This window comes from Acinetobacter sp. CIP 64.7 (genome assembly GCF_000369745.1).
In the GTDB taxonomy this organism is placed as follows: domain Bacteria; phylum Pseudomonadota; class Gammaproteobacteria; order Pseudomonadales; family Moraxellaceae; genus Acinetobacter; species Acinetobacter fasciculus.
On the sequence record NZ_KB850179.1, the window covers coordinates 1,377,884 to 1,398,021 of the forward strand.

General features: G+C 44.3%; 16 protein-coding genes. 9 read left to right on the plus strand and 7 right to left on the minus strand.

Annotated elements, in window-relative coordinates; all coding sequences use genetic code 11:
- Positions 1-126 precede the first annotated feature (126 nt).
- The 3 genes from F890_RS13225 to rluB are packed head-to-tail and all read left to right on the plus strand — an operon-like array spanning position 127 to position 2,602.
- Positions 127-921, plus strand: a complete 795-nt coding sequence (locus F890_RS13225) for a segregation and condensation protein A (RefSeq protein WP_005104831.1) — start codon at positions 127-129, stop codon at positions 919-921.
- The gene (scpB, locus tag F890_RS13230; protein ID WP_005104832.1) at positions 918-1,508 is read left to right on the plus strand and encodes an SMC-Scp complex subunit ScpB; all 591 of its coding nucleotides are present in this window, start codon (positions 918-920) and stop codon (positions 1,506-1,508) included. Before F890_RS13225 ends, scpB begins: the two co-directional genes overlap by 4 nt.
- 41 nt (positions 1,509-1,549) lie before the next feature.
- A complete protein-coding gene (gene rluB, locus F890_RS13235; RefSeq protein WP_004646093.1) occupies positions 1,550-2,602 on the plus strand; it encodes a 23S rRNA pseudouridine(2605) synthase RluB in 1,053 nt (350 codons plus the stop codon).
- A 56-nt stretch (positions 2,603-2,658) separates the two neighbouring features.
- Here rluB and F890_RS13240 read toward each other — a convergent pair whose 3' ends face one another.
- From F890_RS13240 to F890_RS13265, 6 genes are read right to left on the minus strand one after another with little or no spacing between them, the layout of a single operon-like run.
- Positions 2,659-4,395, minus strand: coding sequence for an ABC transporter ATP-binding protein (locus F890_RS13240; protein ID WP_005262511.1), 1,737 nt, complete (start codon positions 4,393-4,395; stop codon positions 2,659-2,661).
- 10 nt (positions 4,396-4,405) lie between these two features.
- Complete coding sequence (locus F890_RS13245; protein WP_005104834.1) at positions 4,406-5,557, minus strand: ABC transporter permease; 1,152 nt, start codon at positions 5,555-5,557, stop codon at positions 4,406-4,408.
- Between the two features lie 7 nt (positions 5,558-5,564).
- Positions 5,565-6,503, minus strand: coding sequence for an ABC transporter permease (locus F890_RS13250; RefSeq protein WP_004279216.1), 939 nt, complete (start codon positions 6,501-6,503; stop codon positions 5,565-5,567).
- A 12-nt stretch (positions 6,504-6,515) separates the two neighbouring features.
- On the minus strand, positions 6,516-8,522 hold the full coding sequence (locus F890_RS13255) for a M3 family metallopeptidase (protein ID WP_005104835.1): 2,007 nt from the start codon (positions 8,520-8,522) through the stop codon (positions 6,516-6,518).
- Between the two features lie 20 nt (positions 8,523-8,542).
- Complete coding sequence (locus tag F890_RS13260; RefSeq protein ID WP_005104842.1) at positions 8,543-10,345, minus strand: ABC transporter substrate-binding protein; 1,803 nt, start codon at positions 10,343-10,345, stop codon at positions 8,543-8,545.
- A 22-nt stretch (positions 10,346-10,367) separates the two neighbouring features.
- Complete coding sequence (locus F890_RS13265; RefSeq protein WP_005104843.1) at positions 10,368-12,125, minus strand: ABC transporter substrate-binding protein; 1,758 nt, start codon at positions 12,123-12,125, stop codon at positions 10,368-10,370.
- A gap of 724 nt (positions 12,126-12,849) precedes the next feature.
- On the opposite strand from F890_RS13265, the gene F890_RS13270 reads away from it, so the two are divergent.
- From F890_RS13270 to F890_RS13290, 5 genes are all read left to right on the plus strand, one after another.
- Positions 12,850-15,516 carry a TonB-dependent receptor gene (locus F890_RS13270; RefSeq protein ID WP_005262514.1) on the plus strand — a complete coding sequence of 889 codons (2,667 nt, stop codon included), beginning with the start codon at positions 12,850-12,852 and terminating at the stop codon, positions 15,514-15,516.
- A gap of 148 nt (positions 15,517-15,664) precedes the next feature.
- On the plus strand, positions 15,665-16,366 hold the full coding sequence (locus tag F890_RS13275; RefSeq protein ID WP_004646084.1) for an energy transducer TonB: 702 nt from the start codon (positions 15,665-15,667) through the stop codon (positions 16,364-16,366).
- 37 nt (positions 16,367-16,403) lie between these two features.
- A complete protein-coding gene (locus F890_RS13280; protein ID WP_005262515.1) occupies positions 16,404-17,285 on the plus strand; it encodes a MotA/TolQ/ExbB proton channel family protein in 882 nt (293 codons plus the stop codon).
- Between the two features lie 16 nt (positions 17,286-17,301).
- Positions 17,302-17,727 carry an ExbD/TolR family protein gene (locus F890_RS13285; RefSeq protein ID WP_004279209.1) on the plus strand — a complete coding sequence of 142 codons (426 nt, stop codon included), beginning with the start codon at positions 17,302-17,304 and terminating at the stop codon, positions 17,725-17,727.
- A gap of 21 nt (positions 17,728-17,748) precedes the next feature.
- Entirely contained in the window at positions 17,749-18,165 is a 417-nt protein-coding gene (locus F890_RS13290) for an ExbD/TolR family protein (RefSeq protein WP_004279208.1), read from the plus strand.
- 56 nt (positions 18,166-18,221) lie between these two features.
- Here F890_RS13290 and ftn read toward each other — a convergent pair whose 3' ends face one another.
- Complete coding sequence (gene ftn, locus F890_RS13295; protein ID WP_005262516.1) at positions 18,222-18,686, minus strand: heteropolymeric bacterioferritin subunit Ftn; 465 nt, start codon at positions 18,684-18,686, stop codon at positions 18,222-18,224.
- 342 nt (positions 18,687-19,028) lie between these two features.
- Here ftn and F890_RS13300 point away from each other — a divergent pair, with 342 nt between their 5' ends.
- Positions 19,029-20,096, plus strand: coding sequence for an SDR family oxidoreductase (locus tag F890_RS13300; protein WP_005262518.1), 1,068 nt, complete (start codon positions 19,029-19,031; stop codon positions 20,094-20,096).
- Positions 20,097-20,138: the final 42 nt, after the last annotated feature.

Sequence of the window (20,138 nt, forward strand, 5' to 3'; positions counted from 1 at the left end):
ATTTAATTTATTTAAAGTTACTTTTCCAGTACAATGACAACGCTTAATCCTGTGCTTTTCTTTCGATCAGATACCGAAAATCAAGCCTTTGCATGCCTTTGAAAATTCGCGTGGCCTATAATTGTAATGACTCAAATTATCCATAACACTATGGAATCTGCTCCGCACATTCGGGTTCTGGATGAATGGCAGGATACAATTCCAGAGGATCTGTACATTCCTCCAGCGGCATTTGAAATCTTATTAGAACATTTTGAAGGCCCACTCGACTTTTTAATTTACCTGATTCAAAAAAACGGTTTTGATCTGTTACAGGTCGATATCGCGCCGATTGCAGCGCAGTATTTGTCTTATATGGACGCGATGAAATCCCTGAACATCGAGCTGACGGCCGACTATATGGTGATGGCAGCCTTACTGGCAGATCTGAAATCACGTTTGCTGTTACCTAAACCGAAAAGCCTGGCTGCGATTGAACAGGATCCAAAACAAGAACTGATTGACCGTTTAGAAAATTATTTAAGAATTAGACAGGCAGCAGAACGTCTGGGCCAGATGCCGATTCTGGAACGTGACACTTTCACGACCAATGTCAGTCTGGGTGAAATCCAGCAGCCGAATGAAGGCTATTCAAGCGATTTATTGCGTGATGCCTTGCTTTGTATATTTAACCGTCCTGAACCCGTGATTCATCAGGTACAACAGGAACCGGTACTGTTGGAAGAACGGATTGCCTATATTGAAAGTTGTATTGAAACTGGCGCAATACTCAGCTTTAAGGACTTGTTAAAACCGAGCCAAGGCCGTATGGGTATGGTGGTAACCTTTATGGCGGTGCTGGAACTGACCCGACAACAAAAAATTCAGATTATTGCTACAGGTATTGAAGCCCCGCTCGCAATTCAAGGAGCCAGTCAATGACACTCGATCAAAATACGCTGTTATCTGCAGAAGATAATCTGCATGAAGTATTAATGCAGCTTGAAGCCATTATTTTTGCCAGCGACTCTGCGGTTTCATTGGCTCGTCTGAAAGAAGCTTTTCAAGATCGCTATAGCAAGCAGGAATTACGTCAGTATTTACAACAACTTTCCATGCTGATGCATGGCCGTTCAATCGAACTGATTGAAACAGCACAAGGTTATCGTTTTCAAGTGCGTGCAAAATATCGTAATATTATTGCACAGACCTGGCCTGAGCGACCGGCTCGCTTGTCGCCTTCATTACTAGAGACGCTTGCGGTGATTGCTTATCACCAGCCAGTGACCCGAGCGGATATTGAACAAATTCGTGGTGTCACGAATAACAGTCAAAACTTGCGTACGCTGTTTGACTGGAACTGGATTAAAGAGTCTGGATTTCGTGAACTCCCTGGAAGACCTGCGTTGTTAATGACAACGCCACAATTTTTAAATGCGTTTGGCCTGAATAGTTTGGGCCAATTGCCTCCCCTGCAGGATGCCAAGGAAGCTTTTATGGCCCTCGATGCGAATGCACCGAAGTCATAAATAGGTGAACTGTTGATAATTATTTCTAAGGTTATGCTGTCATGAGTGAAAAGTTGCAAAAGGTGCTTGCACGCGTTGGTTTGGGTTCTCGCCGTTATATGGAAGAAGTCATTGCCGCGGGTCGTGTAAGTGTCAACGGGCAAATTGCCCAAGTGGGTGAACGAATCGAACCAGGTGATGAGCTTCGCATCGATGGTCGTAAAGTTGCCTTCCAGATTGAAGACGAAATCCGTCGTCGTGTCATTATTTACTACAAGCCTGAAGGCGAGATCTGCTCACGTAGCGATCCTGAAAACCGTCCGACTGTATTTGAACAGCTGCCTGCTATTCCGGGCGATCGCTGGGTAATGGTGGGTCGTCTGGATATTAACTCGACCGGTCTGCTTTTATTCACAAATGATGGTGAACTTGCGAATCGCTTGATGCACCCATCGAATGAAATCGAACGTGAATATGCAGTTCGTGTCATGGGTGAAGTTACACCACAAATTCGTAACAACATGCTCAAAGGCGTGGTGCTAGACGATGGTCCGGCAAAATTCGAATCTTTCTCTGAACTCGGTGGTGACGGGATCAACCGTTGGTTCCAGGTGGTAGTAAAAGAAGGTCGTAACCGTGAAGTACGTCGTATCTTTGAATCACAAGGCCTGAAAGTCAGCCGTCTACTGCGTACCCGTTATGGTACTGTGATTTTGCCACGCGAACTGCGTACCGGTCGCTGGATTGAACTGGATAAAAACGATATCGACAACCTGACCAAAGCTGTGGAATTGAAACCACGTCAAGGTACTGGTTTGTTTGGTATGGCGAAACGCCGTAATGAACGTATGCAGGACAAGCCGATGGCTGCACGCCGTGGCGGTTTCTTGCGTCAGCAACGTCGTGACAGTGATGAGCAACCACAAAATAATACTGGCCGTGAGCGTCGTGATGACAATGCTTATGGTCGTCGTGACAGAGCTGAAAACCAGAATGGCACTCAGTTTGTGCGTCGTGAAAACCGTCCGGATCAAGGCTTTGGTCGTCGTGAAGAGCGTGATGAAAATGCGCCGCGTCGTCCATACGGTATCAACAAAGGCTTTAAAAAGTTTTAATTAAGATAAATAAAAAAAGTCAGGCACATTGCCTGACTTTTTTTATGCCTTATGCATCAGGCACTTTGTGGAATCCCTTGCGGAATGGCACCGAGTAAACGCTTGGTATATTCATGCTGTGGAGATTGATACAATTCATCTGAATTGGCGATTTCCACCAATTCACCATGATTCAGCACCATGATCTGATCTGAAATATATTTCACTACCGACAAATCATGTGAAATAAAGATATAGCTGAGTCCGAATTCATCCTGCAAATCTTGCAGTAAATTCAGCACCTGCGCCTGTACTGAGACATCCAGTGCCGAGACCGATTCATCGCAGATCAAAATCTCAGGCTTTAAGGTCAGGCAACGTGCGATTGCAATCCGCTGACGCTGACCACCGGAAAACTCATGCGGGTAGCGATAAAAAGCCTGAGCAGGCAAGCTGACCCGTTCCAGCAAATCCAGAGCCATTTGTTTGCGTTCGGCATCATCCTGACCAATCTTGTGAATCTGCATCGGTTCCATCAGGATTTGCCCTACGGTAAAGCGCGGATTCAGAGAAGCATAGGGATTCTGGAAAATGATCTGGATTTTACGTTGATACTGGGTAAATTCCTGTTCCGACATGTCCAGAATGTCCCGACCCTGAAACAGTGCCTTACCGCCCGTAGCCTTTTGCAGACGCATCAGCAACAAGCCAATGGTGGTTTTACCCGAACCGGACTCCCCGACCAACCCCAAGGTCTTGCCTTTGGCCAGCTGAAAAGAAACTCCTTTTACTGCTTGAAACTCATCTTTGCCAAACAGTCCTTTACGACTATAAAAAGATTTTTGCAGATCCCGTACATCCAGAATAATTTCCTCTCCGCCCTTTAGTCCACGTGAACGTTGCGGAAGCTGAGTATTCAGACGAATATCTTCCAGCCAGGTTGAACCATCCTGTTTCATAAAATCGCTGATCATCGGCAAACGTAACGGACGTTGCGAGAGTTGCGGGCGGCAGTGCAACAAGGCTTTGGTATACATGTCCTGAGGCCGGTCCAGCACCTCCCGAACCGGACCCTGTTCACGGATTTCACCATGGCGCATCACAATAACCTGATCGGCAATTTCACCAACCAATGCCAGATCATGGGTAATAAACAGCATCGACATCTGACGACGCTGACGTAGCGATTCCAGCAAGTCCAGAATCTGCTTTTGAATAGTCACATCCAGAGCGGTGGTCGGTTCATCTGCAATCAACAGTTTCGGTTCACAGGCAATAGCCATGGCAATCATGACCCGTTGCTGCTGTCCACCGGAAAGCTGCCCCGGATAGGCATCAATTTTAGTTTCTGGCGCAGGGATCCCCACTTCTTTGAGGAGCTCCAGGGTACGTTGCCGCGCCTGTTTTTTATTCATGCCTAAATGTAGTTGCAAGATTTCTGCAATCTGCATGCCTACCGTAAATACCGGATTTAGCGAAGACATTGGCTCCTGAAAAATCATGGCAATGTCTTTGCCGCACATCTTGCGCATTTCACGGGTTTTAAGCTTGAGCAGGTTTTTCCCTTCAAAGATGATCTGGCTATCTTCTGAAATACGTGCGCTTTCTGCCGGAAGCAGGCCCATAGTGGCGAGGGAAGTGACCGACTTGCCACTTCCCGATTCGCCTACCAGTGCAACTGTGGTATTGGCCGGAATCTCGAAAGAAACCCCTTTTACAGTCTCAATATATTCTTTATTTTCACCTTTAAAACTGACTCGCAGATTTTCTACGCGAAGTAGCGCAGGTGCTGTGCTTGGATTGATTTCAGACATCGTTGCGCTCCTATTTCAGTTTTGGATCTAATGCATCACGGAGTGCATCGGTAAACATCGAGAAAGCAGTTACCAATACCGCCATGGCGATTGAGGCTGCCGCCAGTTGCCACCATTTACCCAAAATCAGCTCGCTTTGTGCTTCATTTAGCATACTGCCCCATGACACTACCCCGATAGGCACACCGAAACCGAGGAAGCTCAAAATGACTTCGGACTTGATAAATGCCACCACCAGAATAGACATCTGTACCAGGGCAATATGGCTGACATTGGGAAAAATATGGACAAACATACGACGCATATTACTCACGCCAATCGCCTTGGCAGCCAGCACATATTCACGTGCCGTATGCTTCATGTATTCAGCACGAACCAAACGGAAGACCCCGGTCCAGCCAGTCAGACCTAAAATCAGGATGATTGATAAAATACCTTTCTGCTGTAACACTGCGGCAATGGCCAAAACCAGCAACAGATAGGGAATCGAGGTAAAGATATTATAGAACCAGTTTAGGACATCATCGACCCAACCACCAAAGTAACCTGCTATTGCACCCAGTGCAGTCCCAATCAGTACAGCGACAAAGGCTGCAATCAGTCCAACCAGAATCGAGGTTTCAGCCCCCTTAATGGTTTTCTGTAAAACATCCTGCCCCCATTTATCGGCACCGAAGACCAGACTTTGCTTGAGTTCCCCACTTTCATCCATCAGCTGGCCACCGAGTTCCTGATTAATGGCCTTCATGTCTTCTGCCAGCGGATCGACCACTCCATAATAATCGATGCCTGCACCAGCACCCTGCTCAGCAGCAATTTCAGCATTCAATTCAGCAATGACATCTTTTAAAGGATCAACTGGATTGACTGGTAGAGGTACAGATTCTGCGCCCTGCTCTGTATCAGATACAGCCGGAACTGGCGCTGCACTGATAAAACTCGGCGGTGCATAGCTGACCGCCACTTCTTTATTCCAGTCTTTGGCAATTAGGCCGCTCATTGACAGTACCAGCAGCAGCAGATAAAACAGCACCACATACAGGGAAAACATGGCAATCCGGTCACGTTTCAAACGGCGCATGGCCAGTTGCCATAATCCTGTTGAAGCCGATTCAGGTGCTGCTTCAGCCGCTTGTTCTTTTTTAAATATCGCACTCAGCATAATTCACCTACTTCAACTGTACACGCGGATCGACCCATTTATAGATCAGATCGGCAATCAGGTTGAATATCATGGTCGCAGCAGCAACATAGACCGTAATGGCTTTAATCACAGGAAAATCGGAACGTTCTACCGCAATAATGACTTCACGGCCAATTCCAGGAATACCAAAAAAACGTTCAATCAGGAAAGCACCGATCAGCAGTGCCGGAAGTCCTGCCATGACATCGGTAATAATCGGAATCGAGGCATTGCGCAAGACATGCACGCCCATGATACGGTTTTCACCCAGGCCTTTGGCACGCGCAGTACGTACATAGTCCTGATTAACTTCATCCAGTACGAAACTACGATACAGGCGTAGTGTTGGTGCAATACTTACCACCAACATAATCAGCACAGGTAACAAGGCATATTTGAAAAGATTATCGGCGAAATTATCACTCCAGCCCTGTACCGGAAACCAGCTCAATTCATAAGCCAGGAAATACTGGAACACGATGATGTAAACCAGAATACTGATCGACATACCGATCGTACATAGCATCATGATCATGCGATCAGTCAAAGAACCACGAACAGAAGCTACACCTAAAGCCAGAATGATAGAAATAATAGTTTGCAGAATAGTCAGTGGAATCAAAATGGTCAGTGAGGGTCCCAAACGGGTGGTGATAATCTGTGCCACCGATTCCCCGGTACTCCAGCTCACCCCATAATCAAAGGTTAAAATCTGCTTGATAAAGATCCAGAGTTGTACGTAATACGGTTGATCCACACCCAGTTGCTGACGGATGTTCTCAATCTGTTCCGCATTGGCCATTTTACCGGCCAGAATATAGGCAGGGTCTCCACCTACCCAGTTAAACAGCAGGAAAATCAGCAAAATCACCCCGAGCATGGTCGGGATCATTTGCCAAAGCCGTCGAATAATATATGCCAGCATTGCTTGCCTTCCTTAATTTTTTCCAGAGATTTCATTAAAGAAAGCTTTGCTGTCCGGATCACGACCCAAGAAGTCTTTCACCATTTGCTCGCCATGCTTTTGTCCGCCTTGAGCCAGGACCGTATTACGATAATGCGCACCGACTTTCTTGTCCATGAGCTGATCACCAAAGGATGAAAGCATATCCAGGGCAATGACTTCAGACCACATATAGCTGTAGTAACCTGCCTGATAGCCGCCCATCAGATGCCCGAACTGTCCCGGGAACTGCTGACCGCTGACATAACCCAAGGCGGTCTTGCCTTCCATATCCTGCCAGAGTTTTAAAGGCTCAATGTTTTTTGCATCTTTACCATGCAAGGCCATATCATATTGGGCATATAAAGCCTGACGGGCGTAATGCAGGCCTCGACCGTAATTCTTCACATTCTTTAAGCGCTCGGTCATGGCAGCATCCACCCGAGGACATGCCGGCTCACAGTAATCCGCTACTTTTGACAAGGTTTCCAGACGGCGTGCCCACTCTTCATACATCTGTGATGGTGCTTCTACAAAGTCACGCTCTACCGAGGTACCAGACTGTTCTGTATAGCGGGTTTTCGATAGAATCCCGTGCAAGGCATGACCCATTTCATGCACAAAGGTTTCCAGCTCGTTGCTATTCAAGCCCTTACGGTTAAAATTGGTCACCAGTACCGATACCGGACGACGCTGATTCAGGGTACTGCCACCATAAGCTCCCCAGACAGCTGCATGCCCATATTTGCCTTCACGCGGGTATTTATCGACATATAATCCGCCCAGGAATTCGCCCGTAGCTTTGTCATGTACCGCATAATATTCCACTTCATCATGCCAGGCTTTGACTTTCACCGGCTTGAACTCAATGCCATAGAGTTCCGAAGAAACAGCGAATAACCATTTTTGTGATGCTTCTGTCGGGAAATAATCCCGTAATTTTTCCTGGTCTACCTTGTATTTGGCCTGACGCAGTTTTTCACTCCAGTAACCCTGATTCCAGCGTGTAATTTCTGCTTTCTCTAATGGAACTTTTAAAGTTTCAGCCTTGAACTGACGTAATTGTTCTACATCCTGCTTTTCTAGAGGTGCAACTTTGGCATAAACCTCATCCAGAAAACCGTTCACTGCTTCCGGAGTTTTGGCCATGCGGAATTCAAGCGCAGAATGGGCATAGCTTTCCTTGTCAAAAAGTTGTGCCATTTCATAACGCAGATCAATGGCATTTTTCATGAATTGCAGGTTTTGTTCGGTCCCGCGACGCGTGTAAGCAGTCTGGTAACGTTTGCGTGCTTCATCACTTTCTGCCAGCTCCATAAAAGGCTGGTATTCCGGATAATCAAAGCCAAGCAGATAATTGCCCTTTTCATTTTTCTTTAAATTTGCGATGTAACTTTCTGGCAGGCCTTTCATTTCAGCTGGAGTAAATTCAACTTTTTCAGGGTTATCTCGCACATTTTTGGAAAAGTCCTGCCCCAGTTTGGTACTTTCTTCAATAATTTCTTTCAGTCGTTTCTGTTTTTCTGCACTGAGTTGTACCCCGGTATTCTCAAACTGTTCCAGAATATCTTCTAAAAATTTCTGATCAATCGGATCGCTGGCTTTCAGTTTCTTGAACTGGGCATACAGTTTAGGATTCTGATACAGGGTGGTCTGGTATTTGCTGATTTTAAGTTCACAGTCATCGGCTGCCTGACGCAATGCAGGATCCGGATCGACATTACTATATAGTCCTACTGCAGCACCGAAATCCCGGGCTTTGGCATGCAACTCATCCCATTCAGCCAGATAAGGCCCTGCCTTGGCTTTATTTTTAATTTTCTTATTTTCAAATATCTGGATATCTTTTTGCATGGAAGCCAGACTGGCATCACATAAAGACGGAATTTCTGCAGCCTTGAACAATGGCAGCAGCTGTACTTGGGTATCTGCCGCTACACCCTGATATCCCCCCATTATCATTAAACATAAGGTACTTAATTTTAAAGACTTTGATTTCATATTCATCTCCAGATTTTTTCTTACTTTTTCGTATTAATATCGATATACATCCATTCTGAAGACAGAATCGGATGGGACTTATGTCCAATAATTTGGGGTTGGGTCAAGGCATTACGGTAGGTGCTATAGAGCATCAGGGTCGGCATGTTGACTTCGAGAATCCGGGTCATTTTGCGATAAAGCAGATCACGCTCAGGGCCTGGCGGCATGCTCTGGGTTTGTTCGTGTAGACGGTCGAATTCAGGATGTTTAAAGCAGGCATTGTTGGTGACATTGACATTCTTGCCATAGAACAACTGCATAAAGTTGTCAGCGTCTGGATAATCGGCAATCCATGCAGAACTCTTGAACATGGTTTTACATTGCTTTTCCAGCTTGATGCCTTCAGCGAATGGCATAGCCTTACTGGTCAGCTGAATATGAATACTGTCCAGGGTCTTTTTCCAGAACTCACCCTGTTGCTGGCCCCGACTGGTATTCCCAGTAATCAGTTCAATCACCAGAGGTTTACCTTCAGGTGTCTTTCGCCAGCCATCTGCACCGATCTTGTAGTTATAGCGGTCGAGCAACATGTTGGCTGCTTTGACTGAATAGGGAATACTGCTTTTATAAGCAGGCGAATAGCCGGCTATCCCTGGCGGAACAGGCATATGCAGTTTTGCTCCATCTCCCTTAAGTAATACATTGATCATGTTTTCCACAGAAAATGCCATCGCCATGGCACGGCGTAAGGCAATTTTTTCTGGCGTGAAACCACCCACGACTGGGTTTTGCATATTCCAGTAATGGTAGCTAATGGAGGGCTCTAAAATACGTGACAGCTTCACCCCCTGCTGGGCCAGCTCCGGTTTTAATTTATCGCCATCGAGGGCCTGTACGACGATATCGCCCTCAATTTCGAGCAGGTCCAGTTCATTTTTCTTAAATGCCAGCATCCGTGATTGCGCTTCTTCAATAATACGCACATCAATAGTGCCGATTTGAGGCATTTTTTTGCCCTGCATGGCTTTTACAATAGCCTGATCTTCTGCACCACTGGCTTTAAAGTCCCAGACAAAACCACGATAAGCTGGATTTGGTTTTAAAATAATCCGTGAGCCGGGTGTCCAGCGGCTGAGCACATAAGGACCAGTTCCCACTGGCCTATTCATGACCCAACCCGCCTTGTCTTTATATTTTTCAATCACTTCACGAGCTACTGCAGCGGCAGGCCCATGTGCCAGCAACATCGGAAAGTTCTGATCCGGATTATTCAGCTTTAATACCAGGGTATAGCGGTCTGGGGTCTGAATACCTTCAAACGGATTTTCATAGGCTTTGCCATTCTTTTTGGTTAGGGCCATCCATGCGTCCAGCCCTTTAATTCGACCATCCAGCAACCAGCTGTTCGGTGAATGCAGCTTTGGGTCCAGTAGACGTTTCAAGCTATAAGCATAGTCATACGAGGTCAGTTCACGTTTTTTACCGCCGAAGACCGGATCATCGGCAAAGTAAATACCCTTTTTGATTTTGATGGTATAAGTCAAACCGTCTGCACTCACTTGAGGCAGACTTACTGCAGTCAAGGGTATCAGTTTCGCTGGCGAGGCCAGATAGTCATAGGTAAATAAGGTCTCAAAAATCGCGGCATTAATCTTGGCTGAATAACGGTCATGGATATAACCCGGATCAAAACCGGTTTCAGCCGCCGGAAATACTGTTTTTAAAACCTTATTCGGGTTGGCAGGATTGCTGGCCCATGTCGGTGCACTCCCTGCCATCATCAAACCAGCCATTAACACCCCACTGGCCAGTTTTTTTAAAGTATTTTTATTCACATTCATACTGGTTCTTAATCTTCTCAGGTTATTTTTTAACAGGTTCAATATCCATATATTGCCAAACTGCTCTGGTCACCGGATGGGCCTTAAAGCCCTGTACATGCGGATGAACCAACCAGTTACGTATCCGGGTATTGTGCAGAATCCACGGATTATCGGCCTCCATCTGGCGGTTCATCTGCTCATAATATGGAGTCCGCTGCTGCGGCGGCAGTTTCATCGCAGTCTGGTACAATGCGTCATAGGCTTTTGAGGTATAGCAACTCAGGTTGCCTTGCTGCGCATTTGGCCCATACAGTAACTGGGCAAAGTTTTCCCCTTCCGGATAGTCCGCAATCCAGGCTCCACCCCACATCATATGCTTGCATTGGGTGGCTTCTTTTAAATTGTCAGCAAAATTACTGACCTTGAACTCAATTCGTACCCCGATCGCATCCAGATTCTTTTTCCATAATTCTGCAGAAATCACCGAAGAGCTTGAGCTGGTTGAATTCATTTTTAGTATCAAAGGCTTGCCATCAGGTAAGGTGCGGTAACCATCAGCGCCTTTCTTATAACCAAAGCGGTCAAGCAGTTTATTGGCCAGTAATGGGTTATAAGCAATACTGCTTTTATACTTCGGGTCATGTCCACCCACTCCCTCTGGCAAAATCATTTCAGCTTTATCGGCATGACCTTTGTACAACTGCTGGATAGCTTCTTTCTGGTTATAGGACAAGGCAAGAGCACGACGTAAGGCAATTTTTTCCAGTGAATTTCCACCAATTAACGGATCACGCATATTCATGATGGTATAGGTAATTTCCGGTTCTTTATTCGGATAATGCAGGATGCCTTTTTTCTTGTATTCGCTTTTCAGCTGCTTATTTTCCAGTGCCTGTTCGGCGCCGCTCGCAGTGAGTTTGTCATAGTCCAGTTGTCCAGACTTTAAAGCCAGCCAGCGAGACTGTTCCTCTTCAATAATACTGATTTTGATCTTGCCAATTTGCGGCATTTGCTTGCCTTGCATGGCTTTGACAATACGTTGATCCCATTCGGAACCATCACCCTTAAAGTTCCAGACAAAACCACGATAATTCGGGTTGGCGGTCAGTTCAATACGGCTACGCGGCACATATTTGTGTAATTGATACGCCCCTGTTCCAACCGGATGCTGACCTGCCCGATGACCATAATGTTCGATCGCTTCCCGTGCGGTACCACTAAAAGCCACATAGGCCAGAATATATGGAAAATTCAGATCGGAACGGGTCAGGGTAATTTGTAAAGTATATTTATCTAGTGCTTTTAAACCGGGAATAGGTACATCGTAGTTGAACTTGCCAGTTTTTTTAGCCTGCTGGATGACCTGATCTGCCCCAAGGATTTTTCCCTCAATAAAAGAAAAAGAAGGAGAATGGTTTTTGGGATCCATGATCCTTTGCATGGAGTAGATATAATCACGCGCCACCAGTTCACGCTTCTTGCCCTGAAATGCCGGATCAGGACTAAAATAAATTCCTGGCTTGACTTTAAAGGTATAAACTTTGCCATCCTGTTCAACCTTGGGTAAGGATTCGGCGGTATTTGGTACCAGAATTGCCGGCCGCGCCAGATAGTCATAACGCAATAAAGGTTCAAAAATGGCTTCAGCAACGCTACCACTATAAAAATTATAGGTTTTGACCATATCAAAACCATCATCAGGTGCTTCGAAAGCCAAGTTTAAAACTTTATCCGGATGTGCAGATGATTTTGCCCAAGAGGCTTGCCCCGTAGTCATGGCCAAGGCCAAAATTGTCATGCTGAAAAGTGCTGATTTCAAATTTGTACCTATTCTTGATCTTGAAGTTTTATTGCTATAGGAAGTCTTTAACACATCATCCCATATTTGCTTCAATGGATGGGTCAAAGCTGGACAGATGGAATAAAATGAACAAAGCGAATTTCATGCCATCCTCGAAAAATAACGATTTTTTCCTGTTATTAACTCAAAAAAGCTTATTTTTATTAATCATTTAAAACATTATCAATAACATAATATTTTCCATGAATCATTAATTTAATATTTATTCTTAAAATCTAGCTCCAAGCCTAGTCTGCACAAAAATAAACCAGACCTGTTTCATATTATTGCATCCTCCCACTACTTCAACCCAAGAAAATACATACATAAGCAAATGAAATATATAATTATTATCTTATTAAATTATTGTATATTTTATGTAAAAATCATGCACCATGATTAAACTTTATTCAATTTCCCCTTCAGTTTTAGACTCCTTTCTTATTCATTAAATATTTATTTTTTACTTTACCATGGTTTTCTTTAGTGACTTAGTTCACATTTTCAACCTCAATATCTTGATATTTCTTCATCAGAACTTAGTCAACCCCCAAAAACACCAAATTATATCCAATATTTTCATATAGTTAATAATTATAAGAAATAATGATTTATAAGTTGGCATCCGCTTTGCTTAACTCCTCCCAGCACTACTTCACATAACAAAAGGGTGAAAATTACGATGAAAATAAACAAACTAGTCGGATCTATGGGGGCTCCAACAGTTGGCAAGACAATACTCAAGTTAAGTACGCTTACCTTAAGTATGATGTGCTTGTCTTTGGCACATGCAGCCGATGAACCAGAAAACTCTGCCGCTCAACCTACCAAGGTTCAAAAAGTGACAGTGACAGGTTCATCTATTAAAGGAGTAGCTGCACAAAGTGCATCTCCTATTACTGTGCTTAAAGTCGAAGATCTGGTGAATCAGGGGGTCACCACGGTTGAAGAAGCCATTAATAAAGTAAGTGCTAACCAAGCTGGTTTTGCTGTTTCTCAAAATATTGGTAAAAGTAATACTTCAGGTTCTTCTGCCAACCTGCGTGGGATTGGTACTGATAAGACCTTAGTTTTATTAAATGGGCGTCGTTTGGCTAACAGCCCATTTAGTACTTCTGAAGTTAACCTGAATATTATTCCGCTCGCGATGGTTGAGCGAATCGAGATTCTGCGTGATGGTGCTTCTGCAGTATATGGTGCAGATGCAATTGCCGGCGTAATTAACTTTATTATCAAAAAGGAATACCAAGGTTTCGGTATTTCTGGTGGACTGCAAGCACCTGAAGAAAAGAATGGCGACAAATATGATGTCTCTATTTTCGGTGGTTATGGTGATCTGGATGAACAAGGTTTCAACGTTTACGGTGTAGTCGATTATCGTACTTCTGACATGATCATGGCCAAAGATCGTAAAGTCAGCCGTCGTGGTGGTTTAATTCCAGAGTTGAACATGGCGATCGGTTCAAGTGCCGGCTTCCCTGCCAACCTTTTAGATTCAGGTGTAGGTGTAGTTAACCCTTATATCAATCAAAACTGTAATAATGCACCAAATATGTTTGTATCTGGTACACGTTGCCTGTTAAACACTCAAGCACTCATTGGTATTACTCCAGAAGAAGAAACTTTTTCAGCTCTAGGTAAAGGTACCTTCAAATTAACCGATTCATTAAATGCGGTTGCTGAATATATTTATACTGAAAGTAAAGTAAAAACCTCGATAGCACCTGATGTATGGGGAGGTAGTCTTTCTATTCCAAATACCAGCAAATATTATCCAGGCAACGGCATTACACCAGACATCGCTGGTCTGGTAGATCCAAGAGCAGCACTTTATTTACGTTCACAATCAGGTAACCGTGTTTCTCAATCAGAAAATGAATCAAACCGCTTTTTTGCAGGGATTGAAGGTGAAGTCTACGGTTGGGATGTAAATGGTGGCGTTACTTATGCCAAAAGTGAAGCAACTGATAATTTCGTCAGTGGTTACCTGAATCAAAGTTTGGTTCAAGCCGCACTTAATGATGGCACCTTAAACCCATTTGGTCCTCAGGCCGCTGCAGATGCTGGGAAATGGTCTACTTTTGATGTGGCAGGCCCAACAAATATGGCAAGTCTGGATTCTACCACTATAGATTTCACCGTCAGCCGTCCAATCTATGAACTACCTGCAGGTGAAGTTGGATTTGCCTTGGGTGGTAGCTACACCACTCAGGACTGGGAAGCCAAGGTGAATGCCGATCTTGTTCGCCAGGTTCCAGGTTCTGGTATTGATCCAAATAAACCGTCAAGTTCAGGTGACCGTGATATTACTGCGGTGTTTACTGAATTACATGTACCGATCTTGCCGACTCTAGAAGCTCAACTTGCGGCACGTTATGATGACTATAGTGACTTTGGTGATACTTTCAATCCAAAAGTATCCCTACGTTGGGAACCGGTTAAAGAGTTAATGTTCCGTAGTTCTTATAGTACTGGATTCCGTGCCCCAAGTATGTGGGAAATCAACTCTTTACAAAGTGAAACCAATACTAGCACTAACTTCAATAACCCACGTTTTTGTGATGCTAACGGTCAACCGACCAGCACCCAATTTGCAGACCAATGTGGTATGCAGTTCAAGCGTAAACAAGGTGGTAACCCAGACTTACAGCCAGAAGAATCAACCTCTTTTACAGCCGGATTAGTATATGAACCAATCAAGAATCTGGTATTCACCGCTGATTACTACAATATTGACATTGAAGGTTTAGTCAGCTCAGTTACTCCTAATGACATTTTTAATGACCTTGATCGCTATGGCAATCTGATCGTTTACGCTCCAGATGGTCGTATCCAGTATTTAAATACAACTCTACAAAATATGGGTGGATTAAAAACTGAAGGGATTGACCTCAGCCTGAACTACTTAAGCCCAATGACAGCAACAGGCCGTTTTGGTTTTGGGATTGATGGTACCTATGTCATCAAAATGGATGAGCAAGAAGAACCAAACGGTGAATGGGAAGGGCTCGTCGGCATCTATGATGATCCTGCAGTCGTCCGCTGGAGACATATTGCCAATATCAACTGGTCTTATGAAGACTGGAAAATGAGACTAGAACAACAATATATCCGTGGTTATGAAGACTTTTCTCAAGAACGTGATGTAAGTGCCTATACGCTTTATAACTTTGCAGGCACCTATAGCGGATTCAAGAATTTAGAGCTAACTGCAGGTATTCGCAACATGTTTGATGCAGAACCACCTGCTTCTGATGCAACCAACAATGCTCAATATGGCTATGACCCTCGTCACGGTGATCCAATGGGCCGTACCTACTTCCTACGTGGTACTTATAAATTCTTTTAATTAATTACTTCGCAAACACTGCTGTCAAGCGGTGTTTGCGGTTTTCCCCGTTTAATTTTAGCCAAACAAAAAATAATGCTGCCTGTAACTAAAAAAAATTTCTCATCAGTGCACTATTTCCTGTTTGTCTTAAATTCTAGGAGTCATGATGGGCACAAAGTTTGAAGACTTAGAAAAAAACTCCGCCAAAAAACTGACTGGTATTGGGGTCGTTGTTTTTTTGCATATCCTGGTTGGCCTGGTACTCATGGCTGGTATGGCAAAAGACATTATTAAACCGACGGAACAGCCAGTTGAGCTAATGATTATTCAAGATATTAAGCCGCCTGAACCTGAGCCACCAAAAGAAACACCACCTGAACCACCAAAAATCGTGGAAAAAGTAGCACAAGTGCCTGAGGTGAAACCGGTTGAAAAAGTCGTTCCTGTACAGAAAACACTTCCAACACCAACCCAACCGACAACTGTTGCAGTACCTACTCCCGTTGCAGCGAGTCCTTCACCAAGTCCGGTAGCAGCACCGGCTCCAGTAGTCGCAGCCGCTCCAGCCCCAGCTCCTCCACCCGCTGGCGTAACTCGTGGTGTTTCACAAGGTGAAGCAGGTTGTAAACGCCCAGACTATCCACGTGATGCACTGATGAATGAAGAGCAAGGTGAAGTTCTGATCTCTGTATATGTAAATACCACCGGCAAGGTCCAGGATGCCAAAGTGAAAAAGTCGAGCGGTAGCCGTGCGCTGGATCGCGCAGCATCCAAGGCCTTCAGTTTATGTACTTTCAAACCAGCAATGAAAAATGGCGAGCCGCAAGAATCTTGGTATGACATTCCATATGAATTTGTCCTTGACTAACACATACAAAAGATAAAGAAAAATCAGGAGATCCACTATGAAAAAATCATTCAAACCTTTAAAAAACATGACTGCTGCCGGTGTGATTGCCATGAGCACTTTATTGCCCCTGCAAGCAGTTTTTGCCGAACCGTCTGCTACGCCAACTAGTACCGTAACGGAAACAGCGGCAACACCAGCGACAGTGGCTGAACCGACGCCTCCAGCACCGGCTGCGGCTGAAGAACCTGCTCACAATCCTTATGGCCTAGAAGCCATGTGGAAAGAAGGTGATATTGTTTCGAAAATCACTTTGTTTATTCTGGTGGTCATGTCGATCGGCACCTGGTACATCATGATCAGCAAATGCCTACAACAAGGCAAGATTCGCAAACAGGCTAAGCAAGCTGAAAATACTTTCTGGGAATCTTCTTCTCTAGATAATGCCACCGAGAACCTGGATGAAGCCAGCGTCTACCGTTTTATTGCGGAAAAAGGGATTAAATCAACCAAAAATCATGGTGGCAATTTACTTGAGCGTATTGATTTCAATACCTGGGTCACCATCTCAATTTCCCGTGCAATTGACAAGATCCAGAACCATCTGAGTGGCGGCCTAGCCTTCCTTGCCACAGTCGGTTCTACCGCACCTTTCGTTGGCCTGTTTGGTACGGTTTGGGGGATTTACCATGCTCTGACTGCCATTGGTGTTTCAGGACAAGCATCCATTGATAAAGTAGCAGGTCCAGTGGGTGAAGCACTGATCATGACTGCAATTGGTCTGGCAGTTGCAGTACCGGCAGTACTTGGCTACAACTGGTTAACTCGCCGTAATAAAGCGGTCATGGAAGAAGTCCGTACCTTTGGTTCTGATTTACACGCAGTATTACTCAGCGGTGAAATTACAACCAATAATCCTGTTAATCGTGACGTGAAGTAAGAGTGAGGCATCAGCCATGGGAATGATGGTCAATTCAAACGACAGCGATGATGAGGTAATTGGAACCATTAATACCACACCTTTGGTTGATATTATGCTGGTTCTGCTCATTATCTTCCTGATTACTGTACCGGTTGCCATTCATACCGTACCTGTCGATCTACCCGAAGAAAGAAATGTACCGTATGAAACCAAGCCAGAAAATGTTCAGCTGGCTGTCAATAAAACTGGCGATATTTTCTGGAACGAAATCTATATCGCAGATAAAACCGTTTTACTGAGCCGTTTACAGGCAGAAGCCCAGAAACGTCCGCAGCCTGAAGTGCATATTCGTGGTGATCAGTTAACACCTTATGAAGCAATTGATCAGGTGATTAGTACCACCCAACAGGCCGGTATTGGCAAAATTGCTTTTGTCACCACTCCGCCCGCTACACCTTAAGCACAAAGAAGGATTAAGTTTATGGGTATGAATGTTGGTTCAAATCAAGATGATGATGTGATGTTAGATGTGAACATGACGCCACTAATTGATGTCATGCTGGTCTTGTTGATTATGTTTATTATCACGATTCCTTTGCCAAATAACTCGATTAATATTGACCTGCCGAATGGAACACCTCCTGTAACCGATGAAAAACCACCGGAACTGGTGGAATTACGTCTCGATGCACAAGGCAAGATTTTCTGGAATGAACAGCCGGTAGCAAATACCCAAGCTCTGGAAAACTTATTCAAGACAGTAGCGCAAAAAGCGGATCAGGATCAGATTAAAATCAAGGCAGATCGTGCGACAGAATATAAACATATCGCCATGGTCATGGCGGCGGCTCAACGGCTGGAAGTCAAAAAAATTGGCATTATGAGTAACAACAACTAAGCATTTTCAACATATAAAAAAACCCAGCGTATGCTGGGTTTTTTATTCATCCGGTTTTACATCTGTGACTGAATATAATTTTGCAGACCAATCAGTTCGATTAAATGCAATTGTTTTTCTAACCAGTAAGTATGGTCTTCTTCGGTATCTGACATTTGCTGGCGTAACATATCACGGCTGATATAGTCACCTTTTTCTTCGCATAACTTGATGCCCTGCGCCAGTTTTTCCCGCACATGGTATTCAAGTTTTAGATCGGCTTTCAGGCAGCTCACTACATCATCGCCAATCTCAACGTCATCGCGCTGCATGTTTGGCGTTCCTTCAAGGAACAGAACACGACGGATAATCGCATCCGCATGCTGGGACTCTTCCTGCATTTCGTGATCGATACGTTCAAAGATTTTGGTCAATCCCCAATCTTCATACATACGAGAGTGAATCAAGTATTGGTCACGAGCAGCCAGTTCGCCACCGATCAACATATTTAAATAATCTACGACTTCTGGATTTCCGCGCATTTGAATAACTCCCTACCTGTATCTTGCTATTATGGCGAAAAGCAATTGAATTTGCAAAGCTTAACCATGGTTAAATATTTGATTTTTATATAATTAAAATGAGAAGTACTTGCATTTACACTTCGTTCTTAATGAAATCCCATTTATAAAACAACACTTTGCATTTTCATTACGCTTGGCAATAACCTAAAACCGGCAAATAAACACATACGTTAAAATTTGTAAATCTCAATTTTGACCAGAGAGATTCATTCTTTTTGTATAAACATCACTGCATTGGCGTACTTCATGCTTGAATTTCGCTTATCATTCACACAAATTTAAAACAACAACGGTTCCGATATGACACATCCACAAACAATAGCGCCTGTTCTGGTTACCGGTGCATCGGGTTATATTGCCAGCTGGGTCATCCAGAAATTACTCAAACAAGGCTATACCGTACATGCCACGGTGCGTGACCTGAATAAAAGTAAAAGCTTTGCTCATTTAGAAAAAATTGCCGACAGCACGCCGGGAACTCTCAAGTTATTTCAGGCCAATTTATTAAGCCCAGGCTCTTTTGATCAGGCGATGCAAGGTTGTGAAATTGTCTTTCATATGGCCTCACCTTTTGTCGTCACCAATTATAAAGATGCAGTCAAAGATATTATCAAACCTGCGGTGTTAGGCACTGAAAATGTATTGAATAGTGTCAATCAGGCCGAATCAGTGAAACGCGTGATCGTCACATCGAGTATCGCATCCACCTATGGCGATGCCATTGATATTCTACAAACTGAAAATAACAGTTTTGATGAATCATGCTGGAATACCACCAGTTCGGCCACGCATCAGCCTTATCCTTATTCCAAAGTCATGGCAGAGCGCAAAGCCTGGGAAATGGCTGAAGCACAAGATCGCTGGAACCTGATCTGTATCAATCCGGCACTGGTTTTTGGTCAATCCTTAACGCCAAATACCCAATCCGGCAGTGTGGAAGTCCTGCAACAGTTTGCCAATGGCATGATGCTGCTTGGCGTTCCACCGATGTGGAATGGCGTGGTCGATGTTCAGGATGTCGCTGAAGCGCATATCCGTGCTGCGTTTAATCCGCAAGCGCATGGCCGTTATATCATTTGTAGTGAAAGCTTGAGCCTGCTGGAAATGGGCCAAATTCTACGGGCACATTTCGGCAATAAGTTTCCGTTCCCACGCAATCAACTGCCCAAAGCAGCTTTCAAAATATTCGGGCCTGTAGCAGGTTTTAGCCGCAAATTTGTAGAACTGAATATGGGTTATCCAATTTTCTTTAATGCGCAGAAAAGTAAAGATGAGCTCGGTATTGAGTATCGTCCGGTGAAAGAAAGTCTGGTAGAACATTTCCAGCAGCTGCTCGATGATGGCGTCGTAAAAAAATACATTCCTTAATCGTACTAGCTCAAACCTGATCTGACAGTTACCGATTTTTTA

What these genes read in the sequence shown, in the direction of transcription:
- F890_RS13225 (WP_005104831.1), top strand. Translation starts at nt 127, where the DNA reads ATGACTCAAATTATCCATAACACTATGGAATCTGCTCCGCACATTCGG.
- scpB (WP_005104832.1), top strand. Translation starts at nt 918, where the DNA reads ATGACACTCGATCAAAATACGCTGTTATCTGCAGAAGATAATCTGCAT.
- rluB (WP_004646093.1), top strand. Translation starts at nt 1,550, where the DNA reads ATGAGTGAAAAGTTGCAAAAGGTGCTTGCACGCGTTGGTTTGGGTTCT.
- F890_RS13240 (WP_005262511.1), bottom strand. Translation starts at nt 4,395, where the DNA reads ATGTCTGAAATCAATCCAAGCACAGCACCTGCGCTACTTCGCGTAGAA.
- F890_RS13245 (WP_005104834.1), bottom strand. Translation starts at nt 5,557, where the DNA reads ATGCTGAGTGCGATATTTAAAAAAGAACAAGCGGCTGAAGCAGCACCT.
- F890_RS13250 (WP_004279216.1), bottom strand. Translation starts at nt 6,503, where the DNA reads ATGCTGGCATATATTATTCGACGGCTTTGGCAAATGATCCCGACCATG.
- F890_RS13255 (WP_005104835.1), bottom strand. Translation starts at nt 8,522, where the DNA reads ATGAAATCAAAGTCTTTAAAATTAAGTACCTTATGTTTAATGATAATG.
- F890_RS13260 (WP_005104842.1), bottom strand. Translation starts at nt 10,345, where the DNA reads ATGAATGTGAATAAAAATACTTTAAAAAAACTGGCCAGTGGGGTGTTA.
- F890_RS13265 (WP_005104843.1), bottom strand. Translation starts at nt 12,125, where the DNA reads ATGACAATTTTGGCCTTGGCCATGACTACGGGGCAAGCCTCTTGGGCA.
- F890_RS13270 (WP_005262514.1), top strand. Translation starts at nt 12,850, where the DNA reads ATGAAAATAAACAAACTAGTCGGATCTATGGGGGCTCCAACAGTTGGC.
- F890_RS13275 (WP_004646084.1), top strand. Translation starts at nt 15,665, where the DNA reads ATGGGCACAAAGTTTGAAGACTTAGAAAAAAACTCCGCCAAAAAACTG.
- F890_RS13280 (WP_005262515.1), top strand. Translation starts at nt 16,404, where the DNA reads ATGAAAAAATCATTCAAACCTTTAAAAAACATGACTGCTGCCGGTGTG.
- F890_RS13285 (WP_004279209.1), top strand. Translation starts at nt 17,302, where the DNA reads ATGGGAATGATGGTCAATTCAAACGACAGCGATGATGAGGTAATTGGA.
- F890_RS13290 (WP_004279208.1), top strand. Translation starts at nt 17,749, where the DNA reads ATGGGTATGAATGTTGGTTCAAATCAAGATGATGATGTGATGTTAGAT.
- ftn (WP_005262516.1), bottom strand. Translation starts at nt 18,686, where the DNA reads ATGCGCGGAAATCCAGAAGTCGTAGATTATTTAAATATGTTGATCGGT.
- F890_RS13300 (WP_005262518.1), top strand. Translation starts at nt 19,029, where the DNA reads ATGACACATCCACAAACAATAGCGCCTGTTCTGGTTACCGGTGCATCG.